The sequence below is a fragment of the Methylobacterium sp. C25 genome, assembly GCF_021352225.1.
Lineage (GTDB): Bacteria > Pseudomonadota > Alphaproteobacteria > Rhizobiales > Beijerinckiaceae > Methylobacterium.
In genome coordinates, this window is record NZ_JAAUVI010000004.1 from 1 (window position 1) to 21462 (window position 21462).

General features: G+C 66.3%; 19 protein-coding genes. 12 read left to right on the forward strand and 7 right to left on the reverse strand.

Annotation, left to right across the window (positions count from 1 at the left end; genetic code table 11):
- On the forward strand, positions 1–538 hold a 538-nt coding region (locus HCU64_RS12590; RefSeq protein WP_233384304.1), incomplete at its 5' end, for a molybdopterin-dependent oxidoreductase.
- 6 nt (positions 539–544) lie between these two features.
- Here HCU64_RS12590 and HCU64_RS12595 read toward each other — a convergent pair.
- Genes HCU64_RS12595 through HCU64_RS12610 form a run of 4 tightly spaced genes read right to left on the reverse strand, consistent with a single transcriptional unit; the run spans position 545 to position 3112 of the window.
- A complete protein-coding gene (locus HCU64_RS12595; protein ID WP_233384305.1) occupies positions 545–904 on the reverse strand; it encodes a DUF202 domain-containing protein in 360 nt (119 codons plus the stop codon).
- Positions 901–1788, reverse strand: coding sequence for a LysR family transcriptional regulator (locus HCU64_RS12600; RefSeq protein WP_233384306.1), 888 nt, complete (start codon positions 1786–1788; stop codon positions 901–903). The genes HCU64_RS12595 and HCU64_RS12600 overlap by 4 nt, the downstream gene beginning before the upstream one ends.
- On the reverse strand, positions 1785–2606 hold the full coding sequence (locus tag HCU64_RS12605; RefSeq protein WP_233384307.1) for an anti-sigma factor family protein: 822 nt from the start codon (positions 2604–2606) through the stop codon (positions 1785–1787). Before HCU64_RS12605 ends, HCU64_RS12600 begins: the two co-directional genes overlap by 4 nt.
- Positions 2603–3112, reverse strand: a complete 510-nt coding sequence (locus tag HCU64_RS12610; protein ID WP_183502051.1) for an RNA polymerase sigma factor — start codon at positions 3110–3112, stop codon at positions 2603–2605. The genes HCU64_RS12605 and HCU64_RS12610 overlap by 4 nt, the downstream gene beginning before the upstream one ends.
- 169 nt (positions 3113–3281) lie before the next feature.
- On the opposite strand from HCU64_RS12610, the gene copM reads away from it, so the two are divergent.
- Positions 3282–3695, forward strand: coding sequence for a CopM family metallochaperone (gene copM / locus HCU64_RS12615; protein ID WP_233384309.1), 414 nt, complete (start codon positions 3282–3284; stop codon positions 3693–3695).
- 33 nt (positions 3696–3728) lie between these two features.
- Positions 3729–5168, forward strand: coding sequence for a YncE family protein (locus tag HCU64_RS12620; RefSeq protein ID WP_442785964.1), 1440 nt, complete (start codon positions 3729–3731; stop codon positions 5166–5168).
- Positions 5169–5768: 600 nt separating this feature from the next.
- Here the strand turns inward: HCU64_RS12620 and HCU64_RS12625 are convergent.
- Genes HCU64_RS12625 through HCU64_RS12635 form a run of 3 tightly spaced genes read right to left on the reverse strand, consistent with a single transcriptional unit; the run spans position 5769 to position 11291 of the window.
- Positions 5769–9089 (reverse strand): error-prone DNA polymerase, encoded by a 3321-nt coding sequence (locus HCU64_RS12625; RefSeq protein WP_325169971.1) that lies wholly within the window; start codon positions 9087–9089, stop codon positions 5769–5771.
- Positions 9086–10603: a DUF6504 family protein gene (locus HCU64_RS12630; protein ID WP_233384313.1), complete on the reverse strand. Its 1518-nt coding sequence runs from the start codon at positions 10601–10603 to the stop codon at positions 9086–9088. Before HCU64_RS12630 ends, HCU64_RS12625 begins: the two co-directional genes overlap by 4 nt.
- Positions 10518–11291 (reverse strand): ImuA family protein, encoded by a 774-nt coding sequence (locus HCU64_RS12635; protein ID WP_233384315.1) that lies wholly within the window; start codon positions 11289–11291, stop codon positions 10518–10520. Before HCU64_RS12635 ends, HCU64_RS12630 begins: the two co-directional genes overlap by 86 nt.
- Here HCU64_RS12635 and HCU64_RS25615 point away from each other — a divergent pair.
- The 9 genes from HCU64_RS25615 (at position 11238) to HCU64_RS12675 (ending at position 21341) form a co-directional block, all read left to right on the forward strand.
- Entirely contained in the window at positions 11238–11738 is a 501-nt protein-coding gene (locus HCU64_RS25615) for a DUF6894 family protein (RefSeq protein ID WP_442785953.1), read from the forward strand. The two genes, HCU64_RS12635 and HCU64_RS25615, sit on opposite strands and share 54 nt — an antisense overlap.
- Before the next feature lie 262 nt (positions 11739–12000).
- On the forward strand, positions 12001–12801 hold the full coding sequence (locus tag HCU64_RS12640; protein ID WP_233384316.1) for a DNA-binding response regulator: 801 nt from the start codon (positions 12001–12003) through the stop codon (positions 12799–12801).
- Positions 12802–12974: 173 nt separating this feature from the next.
- The gene (locus HCU64_RS12645; protein ID WP_233384317.1) at positions 12975–13379 is read left to right on the forward strand and encodes a hypothetical protein; all 405 of its coding nucleotides are present in this window, start codon (positions 12975–12977) and stop codon (positions 13377–13379) included.
- Position 13380: 1 nt separating this feature from the next.
- Entirely contained in the window at positions 13381–16782 is a 3402-nt protein-coding gene (locus HCU64_RS12650) for a UvrD-helicase domain-containing protein (RefSeq protein ID WP_233384318.1), read from the forward strand.
- 398 nt (positions 16783–17180) lie between these two features.
- The gene (locus HCU64_RS12655; RefSeq protein ID WP_233384319.1) at positions 17181–17900 is read left to right on the forward strand and encodes a multiubiquitin domain-containing protein; all 720 of its coding nucleotides are present in this window, start codon (positions 17181–17183) and stop codon (positions 17898–17900) included.
- Positions 17875–19059, forward strand: a complete 1185-nt coding sequence (locus HCU64_RS12660; RefSeq protein ID WP_233384320.1) for a ThiF family adenylyltransferase — start codon at positions 17875–17877, stop codon at positions 19057–19059. Before HCU64_RS12655 ends, HCU64_RS12660 begins: the two co-directional genes overlap by 26 nt.
- Positions 19056–19496, forward strand: a complete 441-nt coding sequence (locus tag HCU64_RS12665; protein ID WP_233384321.1) for a DUF6527 family protein — start codon at positions 19056–19058, stop codon at positions 19494–19496. Before HCU64_RS12660 ends, HCU64_RS12665 begins: the two co-directional genes overlap by 4 nt.
- A gap of 79 nt (positions 19497–19575) precedes the next feature.
- On the forward strand, positions 19576–20754 hold the full coding sequence (locus HCU64_RS12670; RefSeq protein WP_233384322.1) for a DUF2235 domain-containing protein: 1179 nt from the start codon (positions 19576–19578) through the stop codon (positions 20752–20754).
- A gap of 95 nt (positions 20755–20849) precedes the next feature.
- Entirely contained in the window at positions 20850–21341 is a 492-nt protein-coding gene (locus HCU64_RS12675) for a hypothetical protein (protein WP_233384324.1), read from the forward strand.
- The last annotated feature ends 121 nt before the right edge of the window (positions 21342–21462 follow it).

Here is a 21462-nt window from a genome sequence, read left to right on the forward strand (position 1 = left end):
GCACGGCTTTCCCCTTCGCGCCGTGGTGCCCGGGTTTGCTGGGGTGCGCAGCCCGAAATGGCTCGCCTCGATCACCGTCCAGGATCAGCCCTCGGCCAATCCGATGCAGGCGGACGACTACAAACTGTTTCCGCCCGACGTCACCGAGGAAACCGCCGATCCGGCCAAGGGCCACACGATCGAGACGATGCCGCTCAATGCTGCGATCTGCGAGCCCTCTCCTGGAGCGAAGCTGAAGGTCGGTCACAACACGGTGCGAGGATATGCGGTCGCAGGCGATCGCAATGTCGTACGCGTCGATGTCTCCTGCGACGGCGGTCGCAGTTGGTCACAAGCGCAGCTGGAGGCCGAAGCGAAATCCCCCTTTGCCTGGACCTTCTGGTCGATCGAACTCGATCTGAACCCGGGCGAGCACGAACTCGTCGCCCGCGCCTGGGACGAGGCCGGTCAGACGCAGCCCTCGCAGCCCGACGACACCTGGAACTACAAGGGCTATCTGATGGCCTCGTGGCACAGGGTAAGGGTCACCGCCGATTGAGGGTGCTCAGGGCCACCACAGCACGATCGCCGCGAGGCCCGAGATCGCGATCAGGAGAATGGCCACGCCGAGCGTGAGAGCGCGCGGCATCAGGTGGATTTGTGCTTGTTTGAGGCGCGCACGGATTGCGCCGTCGCGCCACGCGGCGGCAACGAAGCAGGCCAGCGCGCAGGCAATCAACGCCAGCGCCAGCACGCGCAAGGGCCAAGCGGGCAGCACCTCGCGCAGGAAACGCTGCGCGGCGAGCCCGACGCCGAGGAAGGCGAGACCGGTACGCAGCCACGACGCATAGGTTCGCTCGGCGGCTAGCACCGTGCGATCCTCGGCGAGCTTCACACGGGGGTCGTCGGGCGCGATGTCGCTCACGGCTTCGCGTCTCGGATCAGATCGAGCAGAGCGTCGGCCGCTCGGCTTTGATAGCGCTCCTTGTGGCGCAGGACGCGGAACGGGCGGTCCGGAAGATCGAACCGCACATGCACCAGATCGCCACTTCTCAAGCCTGCAGCCACGACACTCTCGGACAGGGCACTCGCGCCACCGCCGGCCGCAACAGCCGCGAGCACGGCTTCGTTCGAAGGAAGTTCGAGCATGGCCAGCAGTTCCGACGGGGCGATGCCACGTCCCTCCAGGGCTTCCTCGAATTCCGACCGCGTACCCGACCCAGCTTCCCGCAGCACCCAATCGGATGCTCGGAGATCATCGGGCGTGACCTTCCTCGCCTCGGCGAGCGCGTGGCCCGGCGCGACGACGATCAGGAGCCGGTCTCGCGCGATCGTCGTGCTGGCCAGTGCCGGATCGTCGAGCGGACCCTCGACGAAGCCGAGCTCGGCGGTTCCTTCGTGGACGGCGGCAGCCGCTTGCTCGGTGTTTCCGACGGTCAAAGAAATCCCGACCTCGGGATAGGTCTTGCGGAATGCGACGAGGTGGGACGGCAGCCAATGGTTTGCGATGGTCTGGCTTGCCTGAATGATAAGAGTGCCGCGACGAAGGCCGCTCAGATCGGCAAGAACGAGTTCAGCCATCTCGGCGCGAGCAAGAACAGCACGGGCCTCGATCAGGAATGCGCGGCCCGCCTGGGTCAACTCGATGCCGCGGCCTACGCGATCGAAGAGTTTGGTCGCATGTCGCCCCTCGATATTGGCGATGGCGGTGCTGACGGCGGATTGCGCCAGATTGAGCGCCTCGGCGGCACGGGTCACGTGCTGCCGTTCGGCGACGGCGACGAAGACGCGGAGCTGGTCGAGGGTCACGGGCGCTCCTGCGTCGTGCCCTTCGGGGCCGGCAGACCGCGCACCTGAGCGTCGACCGACTCGGCGACCGCGAGCAGCCGCGTCTCGGCGGTTCGGGCGGTGACAACATAGGCCATGCCGCCATCGACCCAGGAGAACGCGGCAACATCGCCTTCGCGTGCGAAGCGGAACACCGTGCGCCCCTCCGCCGTGCCGACGCGGCTGTAGAGCGTCAGCCTCGTGCCCCGGTCGTCGTCGTACATCAGGAGTGCGGCCTGTTCGGAACCGGCCGGGAGCAACCGGCCGCCCATCAGGCGCAAGCCCAATCCCCGCAGATCGGGTGCAACGAGTTGTCGTCCGAGCCTCTGCGACAGCCAGGAGACCAGATGTGGCATCTCGTTGGCGCGTACCTCGACGGGATGGGCGGCCTCGACCACGAATGTCCGGAAGGCTGCCACCGCATCCTGCGTCGCCGGTTCAGAGAGGAGCGTCGATGCAACCGGCGCCGGACCGAACCCACGCGCGGTGACCCACCCGCCAATCCCCCCGAGGACGAGGCAAACTACGGCCGCGGCCGCAACCGGCCTCCAGACACTCTTCTGGCGCCGACGCTGGAGGTTGGCGATGCGCAGCCTCGCCGGGATCGGCTCGTGTGCGATCGGATCGAGGCCGGCACGTAGACGGAGGCGCGTCTCGCGATCCGCGGAGACGCGGGCCGCCTGCTCGGGCCTCTCGGCGAGCCAAGCCTCGACGAGTCTGCGCCGCTGCGGATCGAGGCGCTCGTCGATGAGCGCGTGCAGGTCGTCCTCGCCGACCGGTCGCAGGTCCAGCCCACTCATTTGACCCTCCTGAGTAGACCGATCCGCCCGCTTTCGACGAAGTTGCGCATGCGCTCGCGCGCCCGGCTGAGCCGCGACATCACCGTCCCGAGCGGCACGTCGAGAACGGCGGCGGCGTCAGCGTAGGACATGTCCTCGACAGCGACGAGCAGTAGGACCGAGCGCTGGTCCTCCGGCAGCGCATCGAGGCCGGCAAAGAGGTCGCGCAGTCCGAGGCCGGCCGCGGGATCGGTCGAACGATCCGGCACGATGTCGAGGGCGTCTGGACCCGCATGCGGCGCTGCGCGACCCCGGCGGCGCAGTCCGGCCAGAAACAGATTGCGCTGGATCGTGAACAGCCACGCACGCAGATCGCCATCGCGACGTCGCTGGGGCCACACCGCGAGCGCCCGCTCCAGCGTATCCTGGACGAGATCGTCGGCGGCCTCCCGGTCACGCAGCAAAGCGACGGCGTAGCGACGCAGGCCCGGGATCTGCGGCTCGATCAACGTGGCGATCTCGTCCACGAACACTCCCCTTTTGAACCCTCTGACAAAGGAGATGCCTGAACGGCGCTTCTATTCCATCCGGACCACGAAGGTCTGTCGATCACCCTGGCTCGCACTTTTTTTCGAGAGGTGCGGAATGATCGGCCTTCGCCAGCATCTCTTCTGTCAGACACCAGGAGGAGAGACCATGCGTGGAGCAGTGATGTCGCTGGCGGTCGCGGCCCTCATCGCTACGGGTGCCGTTGGCGGCCGTTTGATAATCGGTACCGGCCAGGCCGAGACGACGGCCCAGGCCGATCCGTCGAGTTTCGATGCCATGATGGCCACGTCGATGGCGCGCATGCATGCCGACATGGCGGTTGCCCCGTCGGGCGATCCCGACCGCGACTTCGCGGCGATGATGATCCCGCACCATCAGGGTGCGGTCGACATGGCCAAGGCCGAGCTCGCCCACGGTCGCGATCCCGTCCTGCGGCGGCTAGCAGAAGGCATCATCGTCGAGCAGCAGCAAGAGATCGATGTCATGCGCCGCGCGCTCGCCGAGCGCCCTCCTGCGCCGCCGACGCAGGGTGCCTCCGCCCCGCACGCCCACCATCACTGAAACAGAGCTGAAGAGGATCCAACGATGACCCGCATGAGCACGCGCATCCTGCTATCGGCAACGCTCGGTGTCCTGATCGGCGGCACGGCACTCGCCGGCCAAGCGCCCGGTCCGGCCTCGGCTCCGGATGTTCCGGTGAGCCACCGCGACCGCTTCTATACCTCCGACCAGTTCTCCAACACGGTCTCGGTGATCGATCCAGCCGACAACAAGCTCCTCGGCGTGATCAAGCTCGGTGACACGACGCCGATGAACCTGAGCCCACTCTACAAGGGCCAGTTGCTCGTGCACGGCATGGGCTTCTCGCCCGACCACAAGACGCTGCTCGCCGTCTCGATCGGCTCGAACTCCGTCACCTTCATCGACACGACGACCAACGCCGTGCGCAAGACCGCCTATGTTGGACGCTCACCACACGAGGCCTTCTTCACGCCTGATGGCAAGGCGGTCTGGGTCAGCGTGCGCGGCGAGGACTACATCGCCGTGCTCGACGCCGAGAGCGGCAAGGAGACCGGCCGGATCACGGTGCCGAACGGGCCGGGCATGACGATCTTCTCACCGGACGGCCGCTACGGCTACGTCTGCTCCAGCTTCTCGCCCGAGACGGTCGTGATCGACGTGAAAACCCACGAGATCGCGGGCCGGGTGAAGCAGGAGAGCCCGTTCTGCCCCGACATCGCCGCGACGCCCGACGGCGCGCAGGTCTGGTTCACCCTGAAGGATGTCGGCAAGGTCCAGGTCTTCGAGGCCAAGCCCCCGTTCAAGCCGCTCAAGACGCTCGATACCGGGCCGATCACTAACCACGTCAACATCGTGCGGAACAAGGCCGGGCAGTTCGCCTATGTCACCATCGGCGGCGAGAACACGGTGAAGGTGTTCCGGACCGACGACTATTCCCAGGTCGCGGCGATCCCGACCGGCGCCCTACCGCACGGTCTATGGCCTTCGGGCGACGGAAGCCGCGTCTATGTCGGCCTGGAGAACGCCGACAAGGCCGCGGTGATCGATACCACCAGCAACAAGCTCATCGCCGAGATCCCGATCGGCCAGGGGCCGCAGGGAGTCGCCTATGTACCCGAGGCAGTGCCGGAAGGGGCCGGTACGGCGAACCTCCGGCCACTCGGCCCAGCCGGCAAGACAAGCATGCTCACGCTGTCCGGCAAGGACGGCAAGGCGGCCACGCAGGTGACGCTGTTCGACCAGGGCGTGCTGCAGACGCTGCAGGCCGCCGTGACCGGGCTCACGCCGAAGAAACCCTTCGTGCTCGCCCTGTCGAAGGACAAGACCGGAGCCGGCACCGTCGAGCCCCTGGCTGGCTTCATGACCAACCCGGCCGGTGCCGCCATCGTGAACGCCGTCGGCCCGATCCGACAGGTCACGCAGGGTCCTTCTGAGGATGGTCGCCGCTACCTCGTTATCGTCGAAGGCAAGCCGGGCGAGCTGGGGCAGCCGGTGCAGCGGCAGAGCGAGTGATAGCGAGCCGATGGATCACCGCGATCGGGATCCCAAAAGGCTGAACGACAACAGGGATCAGTTCAATATTCGAGCTGATCCCTGCTCTCGGCCAAGCGATTGGAGGTCCGCTTTAAGCGGCGATTTCAGCTGGCACGAACGACCGGCATGGGCGCGAAGCAGCCGGCGAGATCTGGCCGGATGCCGACGATACAAACCGTCGGGTTTGACCATCAGGGCACCGCGCACGTCGCGCGGGTAGCCCTGGGCCACCCGGAGTAGATCGCCGTGGCCTGGGCTTCGGCCTCACCCCCTATATCGCGAACACGCAAGGTAACGGTCTCGAGGTCGGACCCGTTATGTTCGGTAAAGCGGCAGGAGACGACCACGTCCGCCACCCGATCGGGCCCACGGTTCCGTACGCCCACGAACGCCCGCTGAGGCTCGTGGGAGTCCGAGGGCAAAGACAGCACCGTTTTGCCTACCACGATCGAACGCCAACCTGCCGATCCGCCAACGGTTCCAGCCCAGGCGATGACGACGAGCACCGAGACCGGCCGAGCGATCGTCCGCACCCTCGGGATCGTTCTCATCATTGGACGCATCTCGTAATGAAGCCGGTCATCGAAAGTTTCGCGACCGGACACGGATGGAAGGCCGCTCCTCATTGCGGTCGAGCGCAGCCTCCACGGTGAGATCCGGGACGAAGATGTCGCGAGGCCTCCCGCCGAGGTCGTCCGATATGTTCCCGGGCGGCGTCGATCTTGGCGGACGGTCGCGCATGTCGGGCGATCCCCCGTGGCGCGCCTCGTCGCCCCGTCCGGTCGGCAGCCGGGCGAGATCGAGGTCGCCGATCCGCCGCAGCATCGGCGAGAGGTCGGTGAGCTCTTCCGCGATCAGATGAACGACCTGTCCCTGACGTTGAACGCGCCCCCGGCAGCCCATGAGACCCGCCGTCAGGACGAGCGAACGCTGCCGCTCGAAAAGACTGGGCCAGACGATCAGGTTGGCGATGCCCGTCTCGCCCTCGAGAGTGATGAACATGACGCCCTTGGCGGAGCCCGGCTTCTGGCGGATGAGGACGATCCCAGCGACCTCGATCCGAGACCCGTTCCACCAGTGGCCGAGGTCGCTGCAGGGCCTGCGACCGGTCCTGGCCAATTCCTCGCGCAGGAAGCTCATCGGATGGGCCCGAAGCGACAGGGCGCTGGCGCGGTAGTCCTCCATCACCTCCCGACCGGCGGTCATGGGGACGAGGGCGGCATCGGGCTCGTCGAGCTCCGGGCGCAGCTTTCCGTCTCGCTCGTCTGCGGCTGCGAACAGGGGCAGCGGCTCGTCGCGCAGCCCGCGGATCGCCCAGAGCGAGTCGCGTCGGGGCAATTCGAACGCAGAGCGGAACGCATCTGCGGCGGCGAGCCGGCGCAGGGCGCTCGCTGGAACGCCTGCGCGCAACCAAAGATCGTGGATGGACGCGTAGGGATCGCCGCCGCGGACGAGCACGATGCGGGCGCCGTGCAGATTGGCCAGGCCTCGTGCCATGCGCAGACCGAGCCGGACCGCGTGGTATCGGCCGTCCTCATTCCGTTCGAGCGTACAGTCCCAGTCCGATCGGTTCACGCAGATCGGGCGCACCGCCACCGCATGCTCGCGCGCATCCCGGACGAGCTGGGCGGCCGCGTAGAAGCCCATGGGCTGCGCGTTGAGGATCGCGCAGCAGAAGACATCAGGATGATGGCACTTCATCCAGGAGGACGCATACGCGATCAGGGCGAACGAGGCCGCGTGGCTCTCCGGGAAGCCGTATGAGCCGAAACCCTCGAGCTGCTTGAAGGTGCGCTCGGCGAACTCCGGTGCGTAGCCGTTGTCGATCATCCCGGCGATCAGCTTGTCGCGGAACTTCGTCACGCCGGCAGTGAACTTGAACGTTCCCATCGCGCGCCGCAGCTTGTCGGCTTCCGACGGAGTGAACCCCGCGGCGACGATGGCGACCTGCATCGCCTGCTCCTGGAAGAGCGGAACGCCGAGCGTCTTGCCGAGCACCCGCTCGAGCTCCGGTGTCGGGTAGGTGACGGGCTCGATGCCTTCGCGGCGGCGCAGGTACGGATGTACCATGTCGCCCTGGATCGGGCCCGGGCGGACGACGGCCACCTCGATGACCAGATCGTAGAACGTCCTCGGCTTCATGCGCGGCAGCATCGCCATCTGCGCGCGGCTCTCGATCTGGAAGACGCCCACGGTGTCTGCGCGCCGGATCATCGCGTAGGTCGCCGGGTCCTCGGCCGGGATCGAGGCGAGGTCGTAGCGGTCCTTGTGGGCGTGGAGCAGGTCGAAGGCTCGACGCATGCAACTCAGCATGCCGAGGCCGAGGACATCGACCTTCATGAACTTCAGGGCCTCGACGTCGTCCTTGTCCCATTCGATCACCTGACGATCGACCATGCTCGCCGGCTCGACCGGCACGAGTTCGTCGAGGCGGTCGTTGGTCAGGACGAAGCCGCCCGGGTGCTGGGACAGGTGCCGGGGCGTGCCGATGAGCTGTCGTGCGAGATCGAGCGTCAGTTTCAGGCGGCGGTCGCCAAGGTTGAGGTTGAGCTCCCTGGCATGCTTCTCCTCGACGCCGTCGGCCGACCAGCCCCAGACCAGGGAGGCGAGGGCGCCCGTCACGTCCTCGGGCACGCCGAGCGCCTTCCCGACCTCGCGTACGGCTCCGCGCGACCGGTAGCGGATCACAGTCGCGCAGAGGGCGGCGCGGTCGCGCCCGTAGGTCTCGTAGACCCATTGGATCACCTCCTCGCGGCGCTCATGCTCGAAGTCGACGTCGATGTCGGGTGGTTCGCGCCGCTCCTCCGATATGAAGCGCTCGAACAGCAGACCTTGGCGGACAGGATCGATCGAGGTGATCCCGAGGACGTAGCAGACGGCCGAGTTCGCGGCCGATCCGCGACCCTGACAGAGGATCTCGCGGCTGCGGGCGAAGCGGACGATCGAGTTGACCGTCAGGAAGTACGGCGCGTAGGCGAAGCGTTCGATGAGGGTCAGCTCGTGCCGGAGCTGCATCGCGACCGTGTCCGGCAGGCCGGACGGATAGCGGCGACCTGCACCGGCCCAGACGAGTTCCTCGAGGGTCTCCTGCGGGCTCTTCGACGGGTCCTCGCGCTCTTCCGGATACTGGTAGGTCAGCTCGTCGAGTCCGAAGGGGCAGCGTTCGACGATCTCGAGTGTCCGGCCGAGCGCGTCCGGATGAGCGGCCATGAGGCGATGCACCTCCGCCGGCGGCTTGAGATGCCGGTCGGCATGGGCGTCGAGCCGGAATCCGGCCGCATCGATGGTGCAGCCTTCCCGAATGCAGGTGACGACGTCCTGGAGCAGGCGTCGCTCCTCGGCATGGTAGAGAACGTCGCCGGTGGCGACGCAGGCGACGCCGGCCATCCTGGCGAGCTCGGCGATGCGGGCCAATCGTCCATGGTCATCCTGGGCGAAGCGTCGGGTGAGGGCGCAGTACAGCCGGTCGCCGAACACCGACCGCAACCGTCCCAGATCCGGCAAAAGGCGAGGGGAGGCTGGGTCTTCGGTGAGGGCGATCGCGATGAGACCACCGCTCCAGGCGAAGATGTCCTCGCACGCGACCCGGCAGCCCCCCTTGCCGCCCGCACGCTTGCCGATGGTCAAAAGCCGGCAGAGACGTCCGTAGGCCGCCCGGTCGGTCGGATAGACGAGCAGCGGCAGGCCGTCCTCGGGCTCGAGGCGGCAGCCCACGACCATGCGCGTGCCGGTGGCCTTCGCGGCTTCGTAAGCGCGAACGACACCTGCCAGCGAACCATGATCCGTCACGCCGACGGCTTCGACACCAAGCAGCGCCGCGGCAGCGAACAGCTCTTCCGGGGAAGATGCGCCGCGCAGGAACGAGAAGTGTGTCGTGACCTGGAGTTCGGCGTATCTCACCCGAACACCCCGTGAAGCCACCAATGCGGGGCGGCCTCCATCGGGGCATCGCGGAACAGCCAGTAGCGGCCGCCATCCTCGACCTCGACGCGGTAGTAGTCGCGCAGCGATGCCGTCTCGCAGTCCGATCGCCACCACTCGCCGCGGATACGTTCGGGCCCGTCTGCGCGGGTCACGCGGTAGCGTCGACCACGCCAGGTGAAGGCGGCTGGCGGCGCATCCGGCATCATCGCGATTGCGGCAATCGGTTCCGGCGGATCGATCAGAAGCGCTGGACGGTCGAGCCCCACAGGCCATGAAGGGGCGTCAATCGAGGCGAGCGCAGCGACGCGTCGGATCGAGCGTTCGGGCATGCGGCTCTGGACCGGCATCGCACGATAGAGTCGGCCCGAACCCATCTGGGATTCGAGACGATCGACGAGAACGGACAGATCGGGCTCCGCGCCGGGACCACCGCTGCCAGGGAGGCCCTCCGCCTGTACCGCGGCAAGCGGCTCGACCTCGGCGGCCGTCAGCATCGCCACCTCTATGCCGTAGCCCGGATCGATCGCGGTAAGCCGCGCCTTGAGAAGCCGCGACAGATGCCGCGGCTCGCGCGTGGCAGCGGCCGTCCCTATGCAGACCGCACGGACGCCGCCGTCAATGCGCGAGAAAGCGAGGTCGAGCCGACGAACGCCGAGGCCGCGCCGGACCAGCTCCGGGATCAGCGCCTCGACTAGATCGTCCGTCACGCGCTCCAGCGTCGCGGTAGCCGAGATCGGTTCGACGAAGGCACGGCGGACGACGACGGCATCGGGATGCGCCATCCAGGCGATCGGCTCGTGCAGGTGCCCGAGAGCCTCGTCCAGACGGCGCAGGACGTCGTGGCCCATGCGCGCCGCCAGCGGCCCGCGGGGCACGGCCGCTATCTGCGCGACCCGCTCGAGACCGAGTTCGCGAAGGCCCGCGGCTGCATCGGGAGCCAATCGCAAAGCCTCGACCGGAAGGCCGGCCAGCACCGTCGTCATGCCGCCCGGTGGTACGATCGGCACAGAGCCCCGAGGGGCGAACCGGGCCACGGCCCATGCCGCCCCAGGCGTGTCGGCAACCGCGAGCCGAACGGCGCAGCCGCCGCCGCGTAGGCGGGCAGCGAGCCGCTTCAGGAGCGCCGCCTCGCCTCCGAACAGATGGGAGGCCCCGGCGATGTCGATCCAGATGCCGTTCGGCGGATCGGAGGCGACCAGCGGTCCGCACCAGAGGCACCACAAAGCGAGCCGCGCGAGAGCGATCTCGTCTTCCTCGGTCCGTGCCTCTACGACCACGAGATCCGGGACAAGCGCCTGGGCATGGGTGACGGTCATGCCGCGCCTCAGGCCGGCGACACCAGCGGCCCGGCACACGGCCGCCACCATGCGGGACGCGCCCTCCCGGGTGGCAGTGACCAGAGGCCTATCCCGCGGCGGCGCGGTGCGGTCGTGCTTGCGGATGCGGTCGGTCGGCCAGGTCGGCAGGAAGAGCGAGACGACCCGCCTCATCGCATCCTTGCACCAACCACGAGCACGCCGGCGTTCCCGCCTGAGCACCGCGGCAGCGTTCCAGCTCGACGCGCCAAAGCGGGCGGCCGAATCCGATCGACGACAATGATGTCGACGGATGAGCCGATACCCTCCAGCGTGTCGCGGCAGCGTTGGGCAAGACCGACTCTGCCTGCTTGCGCCCGATCCGGCGGAGCAGAAGCACGGTGACGCCCGATGCCTCCGAAGCCAGCTGCAGCCGACGACTTTCGGTTAGCCCGATCCTGCCGACGTCGCCGACGACACCGGCCAAACCGGAGAAGTGGGCTCCTTCCTCGATGATCGGCAGGAGCGCCGCCTCCCGAAACGGTTCCGCATAGACCACTCGATCCGGCCGAAGCCCAACCCGGGCGAGGGCAGGAGGGAAGGGTGCTCGCGAGGGCATGCACCAGAGAACGGGTCCGTCCAACCGCGCCAGGATGCCCGCCACGAACAGCGTGCAAGCCGCCGCATGAGGTAGTTCCGACCCTCCCGGCACGAACTCGTGCAACGCCGCGCGCTTCAGGCCGCCGCCGGGTAGCGCCTGGTCGATCGGATCGACGCCGAAGGGAAGCGCATCGCTCGTCGATCCTGGGCGGGAAATCGAGCGTTCGAGATGAGAAATGCGGGCCCGAAGTCCGGCCAGACCGTCCTCTTCGCGTTCCGACATTCACGGCGCATCCGCTCCGAACCGCGCGGGCGACCAAGCTTCGACAACGCGCACCGGGCGCGCCGAACGAACACTTGCATCAGCGCACCCATACAAGAACATAAAGCGAACAAAGCAGCTCGATGTCGGTTCGGTCAAACGATTCCGGCCACAGGTTGGAAGTCAGCTGTGCGCCCTAGTGGGAAACTTCGGAAAAGCGACGTGCCGGCAAAGCGTTACCGGTTCCATTCCACCGACGGATGGGACGCCGTGTTCGATCGGAAGGGGCGGCTGGTCGAACGCCAGCGCGAACTCAGGTCATGCGCCTTCACGGTTGCGCGGATCCTGATGGCGGGATGCTCGGCGGATGTCGATTGGTCGGATTGGTCCGTGGACGTGTACGACGCATCGGGTCGGTGCCGAATGTATGTGCCGTTCGTCGAGGTCAGTCGTGGTCGGGGTCGTTGAAACCGAAGTTGAACCCGCATGCGATCCAAACATCATACCGTCTGCCGCATAGCTTGATGCACGCAATCTCACGATTGGTCTGCGAGAAGCTGCGGGCGCCCGAAACGTCCCCGTGAAACAGGTCGTCAGCAAGTCAAAGCAAGGGCAAAGTCGGTGGTGCCCGGTTCAAACATGCAACCAGAGGCGTTAGATAGCTTGGCGGTACGTCGCCGGGGAGCAGGGCTTCGATCGCACATTGGCCGCTGGCGCAGAGGACATCGTTTTGATCACATCGCTGCGGAAGCGCAGGCTGCAGGACGACGGCCCGGGCAAGCCTTACGAGCGTCGTCTCGAGACGACAGCGCAGCTAGAGGAGCTTTCGGTCCTCTCCCGGAACGACTTGGTCGAACGCTGCGCTCTCCCGCGTGGCAATCCCGGCTACGTCGAGACGGAGTGCCTCCTGTATTTTGTCAGAAGGACCCGCGTCGACAATTCCGACAGCTATTTCGACCGATTGTACGGCCTGCTCATGAAGCGCGTCCTCAAGCGCCTCCCGAAAGCGGAGAGCGCCGGTGGCAGGGCGGAGTCGTTCAACGTCGGCGAAATCCGGGACAAGATGTTCGAGCGCTTCGTAACGCTCGTGGCAGAGGACCATCGCGTCTACTCGGAGAAGCTCGACTTCTATGAGATCCGCTTCGAAAGCGCGCTGGCCGGAAGCCGCAAGGACGCGGAGAGGAAGGTCTGGCGGGAGGATAACCGGCGGACCAGTCTGTCGTACGATGACGAGTCCGGCGACCTTTCGAAGGAGGTCGAGGAGGCCGCAGGAGAATGCGATCCGTTCGACGTCGCGAGAAAATCGTCGACGAATTACCGGTTGAGGCTGGACCCGGCGATAGACACTCTACCACCGGAACAACGCAGGATCGTCGAGATGGTCAGGCTCGGGATACCTATCGACTCGAATGAGACCTTTGCCGTCACGATCTCGAAAACCCTCGATCGATCGGAGAAGACGATAAGGACCCATCGCAATCTGGCGTTCCGCGCCATCGAACGCTTCACAAAGGATGGAGACGATCGATGAGCGCCGGCCCTTCGCAACCGTCTCTGGACGATGTTCTCGACGCCTTCGCGGTCGAGCCCCAGCACGACCGTCGGACGCTGGAAGACTACTTGAGACGATATCCCGACTTCGCGCGCGATCTCGTCGATCTCTCTCGCGAACTTTCGCGGACCATCGTTGAAGACGATGAACCGTTGACCGACGAGGAGGAAGCCCTGATCGGCAGGGCGCTCGAAACTCACCGACTGGCGGCCCTGGGAGGGATTGGAGATCCATTCTCGGGCGTCGCCACGTCCCGACTGCGCGAGATTGCCCGGGAACTCGACGTTCCTAGGCAGGTGGTTTCGGCGTTCAGGGAGCGGAGGGTGAGGTTGTCCTCGGTTCCTCGGCGTTTTCTGGGACGGTTGGCCTCGGCATTGAACGTCACGGTCGACAATCTTGTCGGCGGCCTGCTGGGCAGCGCCGCTCCCGCAGGCATGCGGAGCTACAAGTCGGACGGGCAGCCGGGCAGCGACGGGCTCGCGACGTTCGAGCAGATCCTGATCGATGCCCAGATCGAGGGCGTGGAACTCCAAGCCCTGATGGCGGAGCGCGACTGAGATGGATGCGGTCGAGATTGCACGGCAATCCGCGGCCGCCCTTCATGAGGAGACGGTCGCGGCAGGTTTCGATCCGAGGAACACCTACGGCTTTGCCGTGGCTGCGGCGGAACTGCGCGACATCGACGTCGAGAAGGCGCGCCCCGGCGCTGCCACGCTCGACCGGGGGCGCGCGACATATTCGCCGGCCTGCAATCTGATCGTCCACGAAAACGCCGGCTCGGCCTTCGATCAGGCCTTCCTCGTCGCCCACGAGATCGGGCATGCCGAGCTCGGCGACGACGACACCTCGGTCGGTCCGGACGACATGGACCCGTCGCGTGCGGCAGAACCTCCGCCCGAAGGGTTCGAACGCATCGGCTACAATCGACGGCAGCGCCGCGAGATCCAGATGGATCTCTTCGGTCGCGAGCTGCTGCTGCCGCGAAGCCTCGTCCGACGGCTTCATGTCGCCGAGGGCCGCACGGCTTCCGCGATCGCCGCCGAATTCGGGATGCCGTTCGAGGTCGTGGCCCAGCAGCTTCTGGACGCGCTCCTTCTGCCGATCGTCCCCATACCGGCCCAGGCCGACGAGAGTGCCCCTCCGCCTCCGCTCAATGGGCGTCAGCAGGTGGCCGCGAGGCGCAAGGCAGGCCCGTATCTGCTCGCGGCGGGTCCAGGCACTGGCAAGACCCAGACCCTGACGGGACGCGTCTCGTGGCTCCTTCGCCAGGAGGTCGATCCACGCAAGATCCTGCTGCTGACGTTCTCGAACAAGGCCGCCGGGGAGATGGCCGAGCGGATCGCACGGGTCGACCGAAGCGCGGCGGCGGCCATGCAGATCGGCACGTTCCATTCCTTCGGCCTCGACCTGATCAAGCGCTTCGAACAGACGGACCGTCCGAGACGAATGATGGATCGAGCGGAGGCGGTCGAACTGCTCGAGGAACGCTTCCCCGGCTTCGATCTGAAGGAATACCGCAACCTGTACGATCCGACGCGGAACGTGTCGGAGATGCTGAAGGCCATCTCGCGGGCGAAGGACGAGGTCGTCGACGAGCACCGGTACGCCGAACTCGCGCAGGCCATGGCAACGGCTGCCGATCTCGTCGAAGACGGAGAGGCCGCGGCACAGGCGAAGGAGCGAGCGGCCAGGGCAGGGGAGGTTGCCAGGGTCTACGCAGAATACGAACGTCTGAAGGCTCGCGACGGCTGCCTGGATTTCGGCGACCTCGTCATGAGGCCGGTTCTCCTCCTCGAAAGGAACGAGCAGGTCCGCGAGGCCCTGCGGAAGCAATACGTCCACGTCCTCGTCGACGAATATCAGGATGTGAACCGCGCCAGCGTAAGGTTGCTGGAGGCGCTCTGCGGCAAGGGCGAGAACCTGTGGGCCGTCGGGGACGCCCGCCAATCGATCTACCGGTTCCGCGGAGCTTCGTCGTTCAATACCGCCCGCTTCGGCAAGGAAGACTTCGAAGGCGGACGCCGCGGCCGGCTTCAGACGAACTACCGCTCGACCGGCGAAATCGTCGACGCGTTCTCCGCATTCGCCAAGGACATGCCGACCGGCGGCGGCGGCTTGAGTTCCAGCCGCGGTAGGAGCGGATCGGAGCCGGAGCTGCGCAAGGTCGACAGCAAGGTCTTCCAGCCGCCGAAGATCGCGGAGGCGATCAAGGAGATGCGGTGCGCCGGGTACTCCTACGGGGACCAGGCCGTGCTCTGTACTGGCAACGACAAGCTCTCGGATCTGGCCCGCGAACTCGAGGCCCACGGCATCCCGGTCCTCTACCTCGGCAGCCTCTTCGAACGGTCCGAAGTAAAGGAGCTGCTGTCCTTCCTATCGATCCTTTGCGATCCGCGCGGAATGGGCATCGTGAGGCTAGCCTCCATCTCGTGCTTCGCCATGTCGATGCCCGATGTCGACGCCGCGCTCTCGCATCTGCGCCGCTCTCGCGGTCTGCCGGAGGCCTGGGACGTCGACACCGCTCTTTCGGGCATGACGGAGGCCGGCCGGAAAGCACTCGCGGCGATCGCCGCGGCATGCGCCGGCTTCGATGCGACCTCGCATCCATGGACCGTTCTCGCGAGCCTTCTGCTGGATCGCTCCAGACTTGCGGCGGAGATGTCGGGGGTCGCGGACGTAGCCGGCCGTACGCGCGGCATCGCGGTCTGGCAGCTCATGAATTTCCTGAGGGTGCAGCCATCTGGTCGCGGCGCTCCCGTGACGCGTGTCCTGGGACGCATCAAGCGTCTGGTCCGCCTACGGGACGATCGGGATCTGAGGCAGCTCCCGGCAGCCGCGCGTACCATGGACGCCGTCCATCTCATGACGATCCATGGTGCCAAGGGTCTCGAGTTTCCGGTCGTGCACGTACCGGGAATGAACGCCGACACTCTGCCGCGTCCTGCGCAGACGCCGCCGTGCCCCCCGCCGGACGGGATGATCAAGGGGGCGAAGGGGAGCGGCATCGAGACCCTGCATTCAGGCCATGCCGAAGAGCAGCAGTGCCTATTCTACGTCGCGGTCTCGAGAGCGCGGGATCGACTCTTCATCTATGCGGCGACCGAGAAGTCGGACGGTAACGCGCGCGCCGTTTCGCCGTTCATCGCGCGGCTCGGATCGGGACTGCTGGACAGCCACGTGCAGCCGATCCTCAAACCGTACGACCCGGAGGAGGACGAGAAGATCGAACTGAGCGTGAGCGGGACGATGACCTTCACGGGCGAGCAGATCGGACTCTACGACAGCTGCGCGCGCCGCTTCTTCTACACGCACGTGTTGGACGTCGGAGGACGTCGGACCGAGTCGCCGTTCATGCGAATGCACGAAGCGGTGCGGACCGTCGTCCGTGGAATTGTGAAGGGAAGCGTCGCTCTGGCGCCGACGTCCCTTCATGGAGCGATGACGGCCGCCCTCGATCAGGCCGATCTGCCGGAGCCCGACTTCCGCGCGTACCGCATCCTCGCACGCGAACTGGTCGAGTTCTTCGTCGCGACCAGGCACGGCCATTCACCCGAAGCGATCACCGAGGTGGTGCTCGAAATCGGCGATGACCGGATCCGGGTCAGCGCAGACGATTTCATGATGCACTCCGACGGCAGAAGGCGCCTGCGAAGTGTGAAGACCGGCCACAAGCGGTCCAAGGAAGGAACCGGCATCGCCGCGGCCGCGCTGACCCTCGCCGCTCAGCAGGCGTTTCCCGATGCCATCGCGGAACTCGTCCATCTTGCCGATGGCAAGGTCGTTGCGATCGGCATGAAGCCGACGATGCTTCGGAATCGACGTAGATCGCTCGAGCAGTTCCTGGGCGATATCCGTGCCGGTGGGTTTCCTGCCAATCCCGAAGCCGACCGGTGCCCGCGATGTCCTGCCTTCTTCATCTGCGGTCCGGTTCCGGAGGGCGCACTTTTGCGGAGTTGGTGAACGGAGCGCTGCCTCCTTCAATCCCAAAGGCCTTCGACGGCTTTGCGAATCTCCGAAGAACAGGCGGCAAGTTCGGACCACGACGCAATCGGGCGTTGGCTCGAATTCGCCGGCGCTGCCCAGCTTTCGCGAAGGCGCTCGTCCGAAATCGGAGCGGTGATCGACGCAGAGACACCGCGCGCGCGCCCAAGGGCATGATCCGCGCCTTCGCATCGGCGGCGTAGGAGCCGAGCGGCCGAAGCCGTCGTCGGTCTTGGCGCGCGCAGCCTCCTTGGCCCCCGTGCCTTCGTCGTAAAGGAACGAGATTTTTTACGGCCAAGCTTACCGGTCGAGCCCAGCTCCTTCGATTGATCCTTCGAGACCGGACGCCGTCCGGCCCGCATCGAAGGAATCACACCATGTCATCCACCGGCGACCGTGGTCACGACGACCGCCACGACACCTTCCGCATTGAGCTTGCCTTCGAGAGCCTGCAGTTCCGTTCGCTGCAGATCCCGGACCCCGTCCCCGAGGGCAGCCAGATCCTGCGCGAAGCCGGACTACATCCTCCCGACGACTTCAGCCTCTTCGCCATCCTGCCGACCGGCGACTTCGAGGACGTCCGCTCGAACGAGACCTTCGATCTGCGCGGCCGAGGCGTCGAGCGCCTCATCGCATTCCGCAGCGACCGCGACTTCCGCTTCGTGGTGCGCGACGCGCGCATCGCCTGGGGCAAGGACAAGATCGCCGCATCCGACCTCTACACGCTGGCGGCTCCCGGCCCCGACGAGGCGGTCTTCCTGGACGTCCCCGGCGGCACCGACCGACTGATCGAACTCGACGAGACGTTCGATCTCTCCGCCCCCGGCGTCGAGCGCTTCGTCGTCGCGCGCAAGCCGCCGACGCCGATCGAGATCATCGTGAATGCCCGGCCCTACACGGTCCCGAACGCGCATGTGACCTTCGAGCAGGTCGTGCAGCTCGCCTTCCCTGGCGCTCCCGGAGGGACGAACGTCGTCTTCACGATGACGTACCAGCACGCGGCGTCGGAGCCGCATGCGGGAAGCCTGACGGCGGGCGGGGCCGTGGACGTCAAGAAGGGGAGCCGGTTCAATGTCACCCGCACCGTTCAGAGCTAGCCCGGACCTCAAGCGCCTTCGCGACGAAGGCTACTGCGTTCAGATCGTCGGCGGGTACCTCGTCATGCGCGAGGTTCCGTACGTCGATGCGCAGCGGCAGGTCCGGCGAGGCACTCTCATCTCCAACCTGCTGCTGGCGGGCGACGTCGCCCGCCGCCCCGACGCGGAGGTGAACGGCCACGTCGTCCACCTCGACGGCGACTATCCGTGCGATGCGGCGGGCAGCCCCATCGACGCGATCCGCCACCAGAGCTGTCACCAGCAGTGGGGATGCGGGCTCTCCTCCCGTCACTCCTTCTCCAGCAAGCCCGAGGGAGGCTACGCCGACTACTTCGAGAAGATGGCGACCTACGCCGCCATCCTCTCCGCACCCGCGAGGCAGATCGATCCAGAGGCGGATCCGCGGATCTACCGGTCGGCCGAGGACGAGGGAGATGAGGGCGTCTTCAAGTACATCGAGACGGCATCGGGACGAGCCGGCATCGGCGCGCTGACGGAGAAGCTCCGCGGAAGCGTCGCGATCATCGGCCTCGGCGGCTCGGGCGGCTACATCCTGGATTTCGTGGCCAAGACGCCGGTCTCGGACATCCGCCTCTTCGACGCGGACGACTTCCTCCAGCACAACGCGTTCCGGGCCCCCGGTGCGCCCTCGATCGAGGAGCTGCGGGAGGTCCCGAAGAAGGTCGACCACTTTGCGGGCATCTACTCGAGGATGCACCGCGGGATCACGGCTCACTCCGTGGCGGTCGACGAGACCAACCTCCACCTGCTCGACGGAGTCGACTTCGCCTTCATCTGCATCGACTCGGGCGACGCCAAGCGTCGGATCATGGACAAGCTGGAGTCCATCGGCGCGTCGTTCATCGACTGCGGGATGGGTCTCGAGCTTGTCGACGAGACGCTCGGGGGCATTCTCCGGGTCACCGCCAGCACGCCCGAGGCGCGGAACCGCATCGGACAGCACGTCTCCTTCGCCGGCGGCGGGGACGGCGACGTCTACGCGTCGAACATCCAGGTCGCCGACCTGAATGCGCTCAACGCCGTCATGGCGGTCTTGAAGTGGAAGAAGCTGAAGGGGTTCTACCGGGATTTCGAAGGCGAGCTCCACAGCACCTACACGACCGACGGCAACCTGCTCCTGAACGAGGTGGCGGCGTGATCCGGCACAGGCACCTCACGCACCGCTTCGTCGAACTCCTCCCGGATCGGTTGGATCCCGGGGTGCTCTACGTCTCGATGGAGTACGGCACGATTGCGCACAGCTGCTGCTGCGGCTGCGGGACGGACGTCTACACGCCCCTCACGCCGACGGACTGGTCGATGACCTACGACGGCGACGCGGTCAGCCTGCATCCGTCGGTCGGCAACTGGCACCAGCCCTGCCGCTCCCACTACGTGGTCCGCAAGGGCAAGGTCATCGAGGCCGGCCCCTGGAGCGACGAGCAGATCGCTACGGAGCGAGAGCGGGACCGCGCAGCCAAGGCGCGCCACTACGGTGCCGGGCCGCCCGAGACGACACCGACCGCGCCTAAGGCGCCAGTCAAGCCGACGGGGCTCCTGGCGCGGCTGAAGAAGCGTGTCGCACGCTGGTTCTGACGACCGAAAAGCCCGGGTGCGCCGGCCTCATGTCGGCGCACCTCCAACCTCGACCTCGAACTTTTCGGAGAGCGGCGTCATGAAGCGTCTGGCCATCTTTCTCGACGGCACCTGGAATACCCTCGGCAACAACACGAACGTCTGGCGCCTCAAGTCGCTGTGCGACCCCACGGCACCGGACCAGGAGGTCTATTACGGCCAGGGCGTCGGCACCCGGCTGCTCGAAAAGTGGCGCGGCGGCGTGGGCGGCTACGGGCTCGACGACGAGATCCTCGGCGCCTACGGCTGGCTCGTCCAGGCCTACGAGCCCGGCGACGCGATCTTCATCTTCGGCTTCAGCAGGGGAGCCTACGCGGCCCGAAGCCTCTCCGGCCTGATCGCAAAGTGCGGGGTGCTGCTTCCAGGAGCTCCGCTCTCGCTCGAGCAACTCTACGCCCGCTACCGGCGCGGCAACGAGAAGACGATCCGAGCGCTCCAGGGTGCCCCAGCAAACACGCTGTCGAGCCTGGAGGAGCGCTGGGTCGCCTCCTACTGCCATGCCGCGGAGATAGAGTTCGTCGGCGTCTTCGATACGGTCGGATCGATGGGCAACCCGATGGCGAGCCTGTCGTCGCGCATTGCGAAGTTCCGCTTCCTCGACACTCACCTCTACCAGTGGAACCGGCATGCGTTCCACGCGCTCGCACTCGACGAGCACCGCAAGCCGTTCGAGCCGACCTTCTGGACCCGGACGGTCGAGAACAAGGCGCCGCCGACAGGACCGGCACGGACGCTCGACGAAGTCGAACAGCGCTGGTTCGTCGGCGCGCATGCGAACGTGGGCGGCGGCTATCCTAGCGATATCCTGGCCCAAGTGCCCATGAAGTGGCTGATGGAAAAGGCTGCTCTCTCCGGCCTGCGCTTCCGCTCCGGCTTCGAGACCGATGCGCCCGAGGCGACGGCACCGATCGCGGACTCCTACGCCCAGTTCGTGCCTCGGCCGCTTCGCTTGATCGAGCGGCCGTTCGATCGTCCGATCGGCGCGCCGCCTTGGGTCGGATCCGCGAAGACAACTACCCGCATCAACGAGACCATCGACGGCAGCGTGTTCGGGCGCTGGCGCGGAAACCCGTCCTACCGACCTCGAAACCTGTCCGACTGGTCGAACCGGCTGGGGATAGATCCGGCAAGCCGGATTGGTCCGGTCCGGGCAAGCGATGGGGCTCCTCTAGCCGTTTCAGGACCGCCTGGCGGTCCTGAAACGTTGCCTTCCGAGTGAACTCTACCGCGGCGATGGCCCCTGGGACTCTGCCGACGCACTGGTCCAACCCGATCACCGCCCCTTTCCCGAGCTGATTTCGAGGAGCACACCCCGTGACCGACAACGAACTCCGCGGCCTTATCCTCCGCCGATTCTACGAAGCCAGAAGGAGCGACATTCACAAACTCACCGAGGAGGAGCGGGGAGAGGTGGGCCGGGAGGACTACAACCGCATCGGCCAGCAACTGCGGGATCACGGCCTACTCGATTGGTGGCAGCCAATATCCGGACTTGGCAGTGGTCGCATCACTGCACGAGGCGTGGATGTGGTCGAGGGAGTCGTGCAGGCGCCGGTATCAATCAATCTGAACGACAATAGCGTTGCCGTGCACGGTTCCCAAAACGTCCAGATCGGCAACGGCAATAGCATTAAAGCCGACACGAGCATCGACATCCAGAAGGTGATGTCGGCGATCGATCAGTCCCTGGCGCCAACGGCCGAGAAGGAGGAAGCGAAGTCTCTGCTCGCCAAGCTGTCGGACAATGCCACCTTCGCCACCATCGTAGGTGCCATCGTGACGCTGGCATCAGGCGGTGCAAACTAGACCCCGAGGTACCGTCTCGCGGTACGATCCAGCGCCGACGCTGCTCGGCACCACTACCGTCTGGTTCCTTCGCCTTCCGTAGGGATGTTCTTCAAGCCGCGACAGCGCCGGTCGTTTCCCT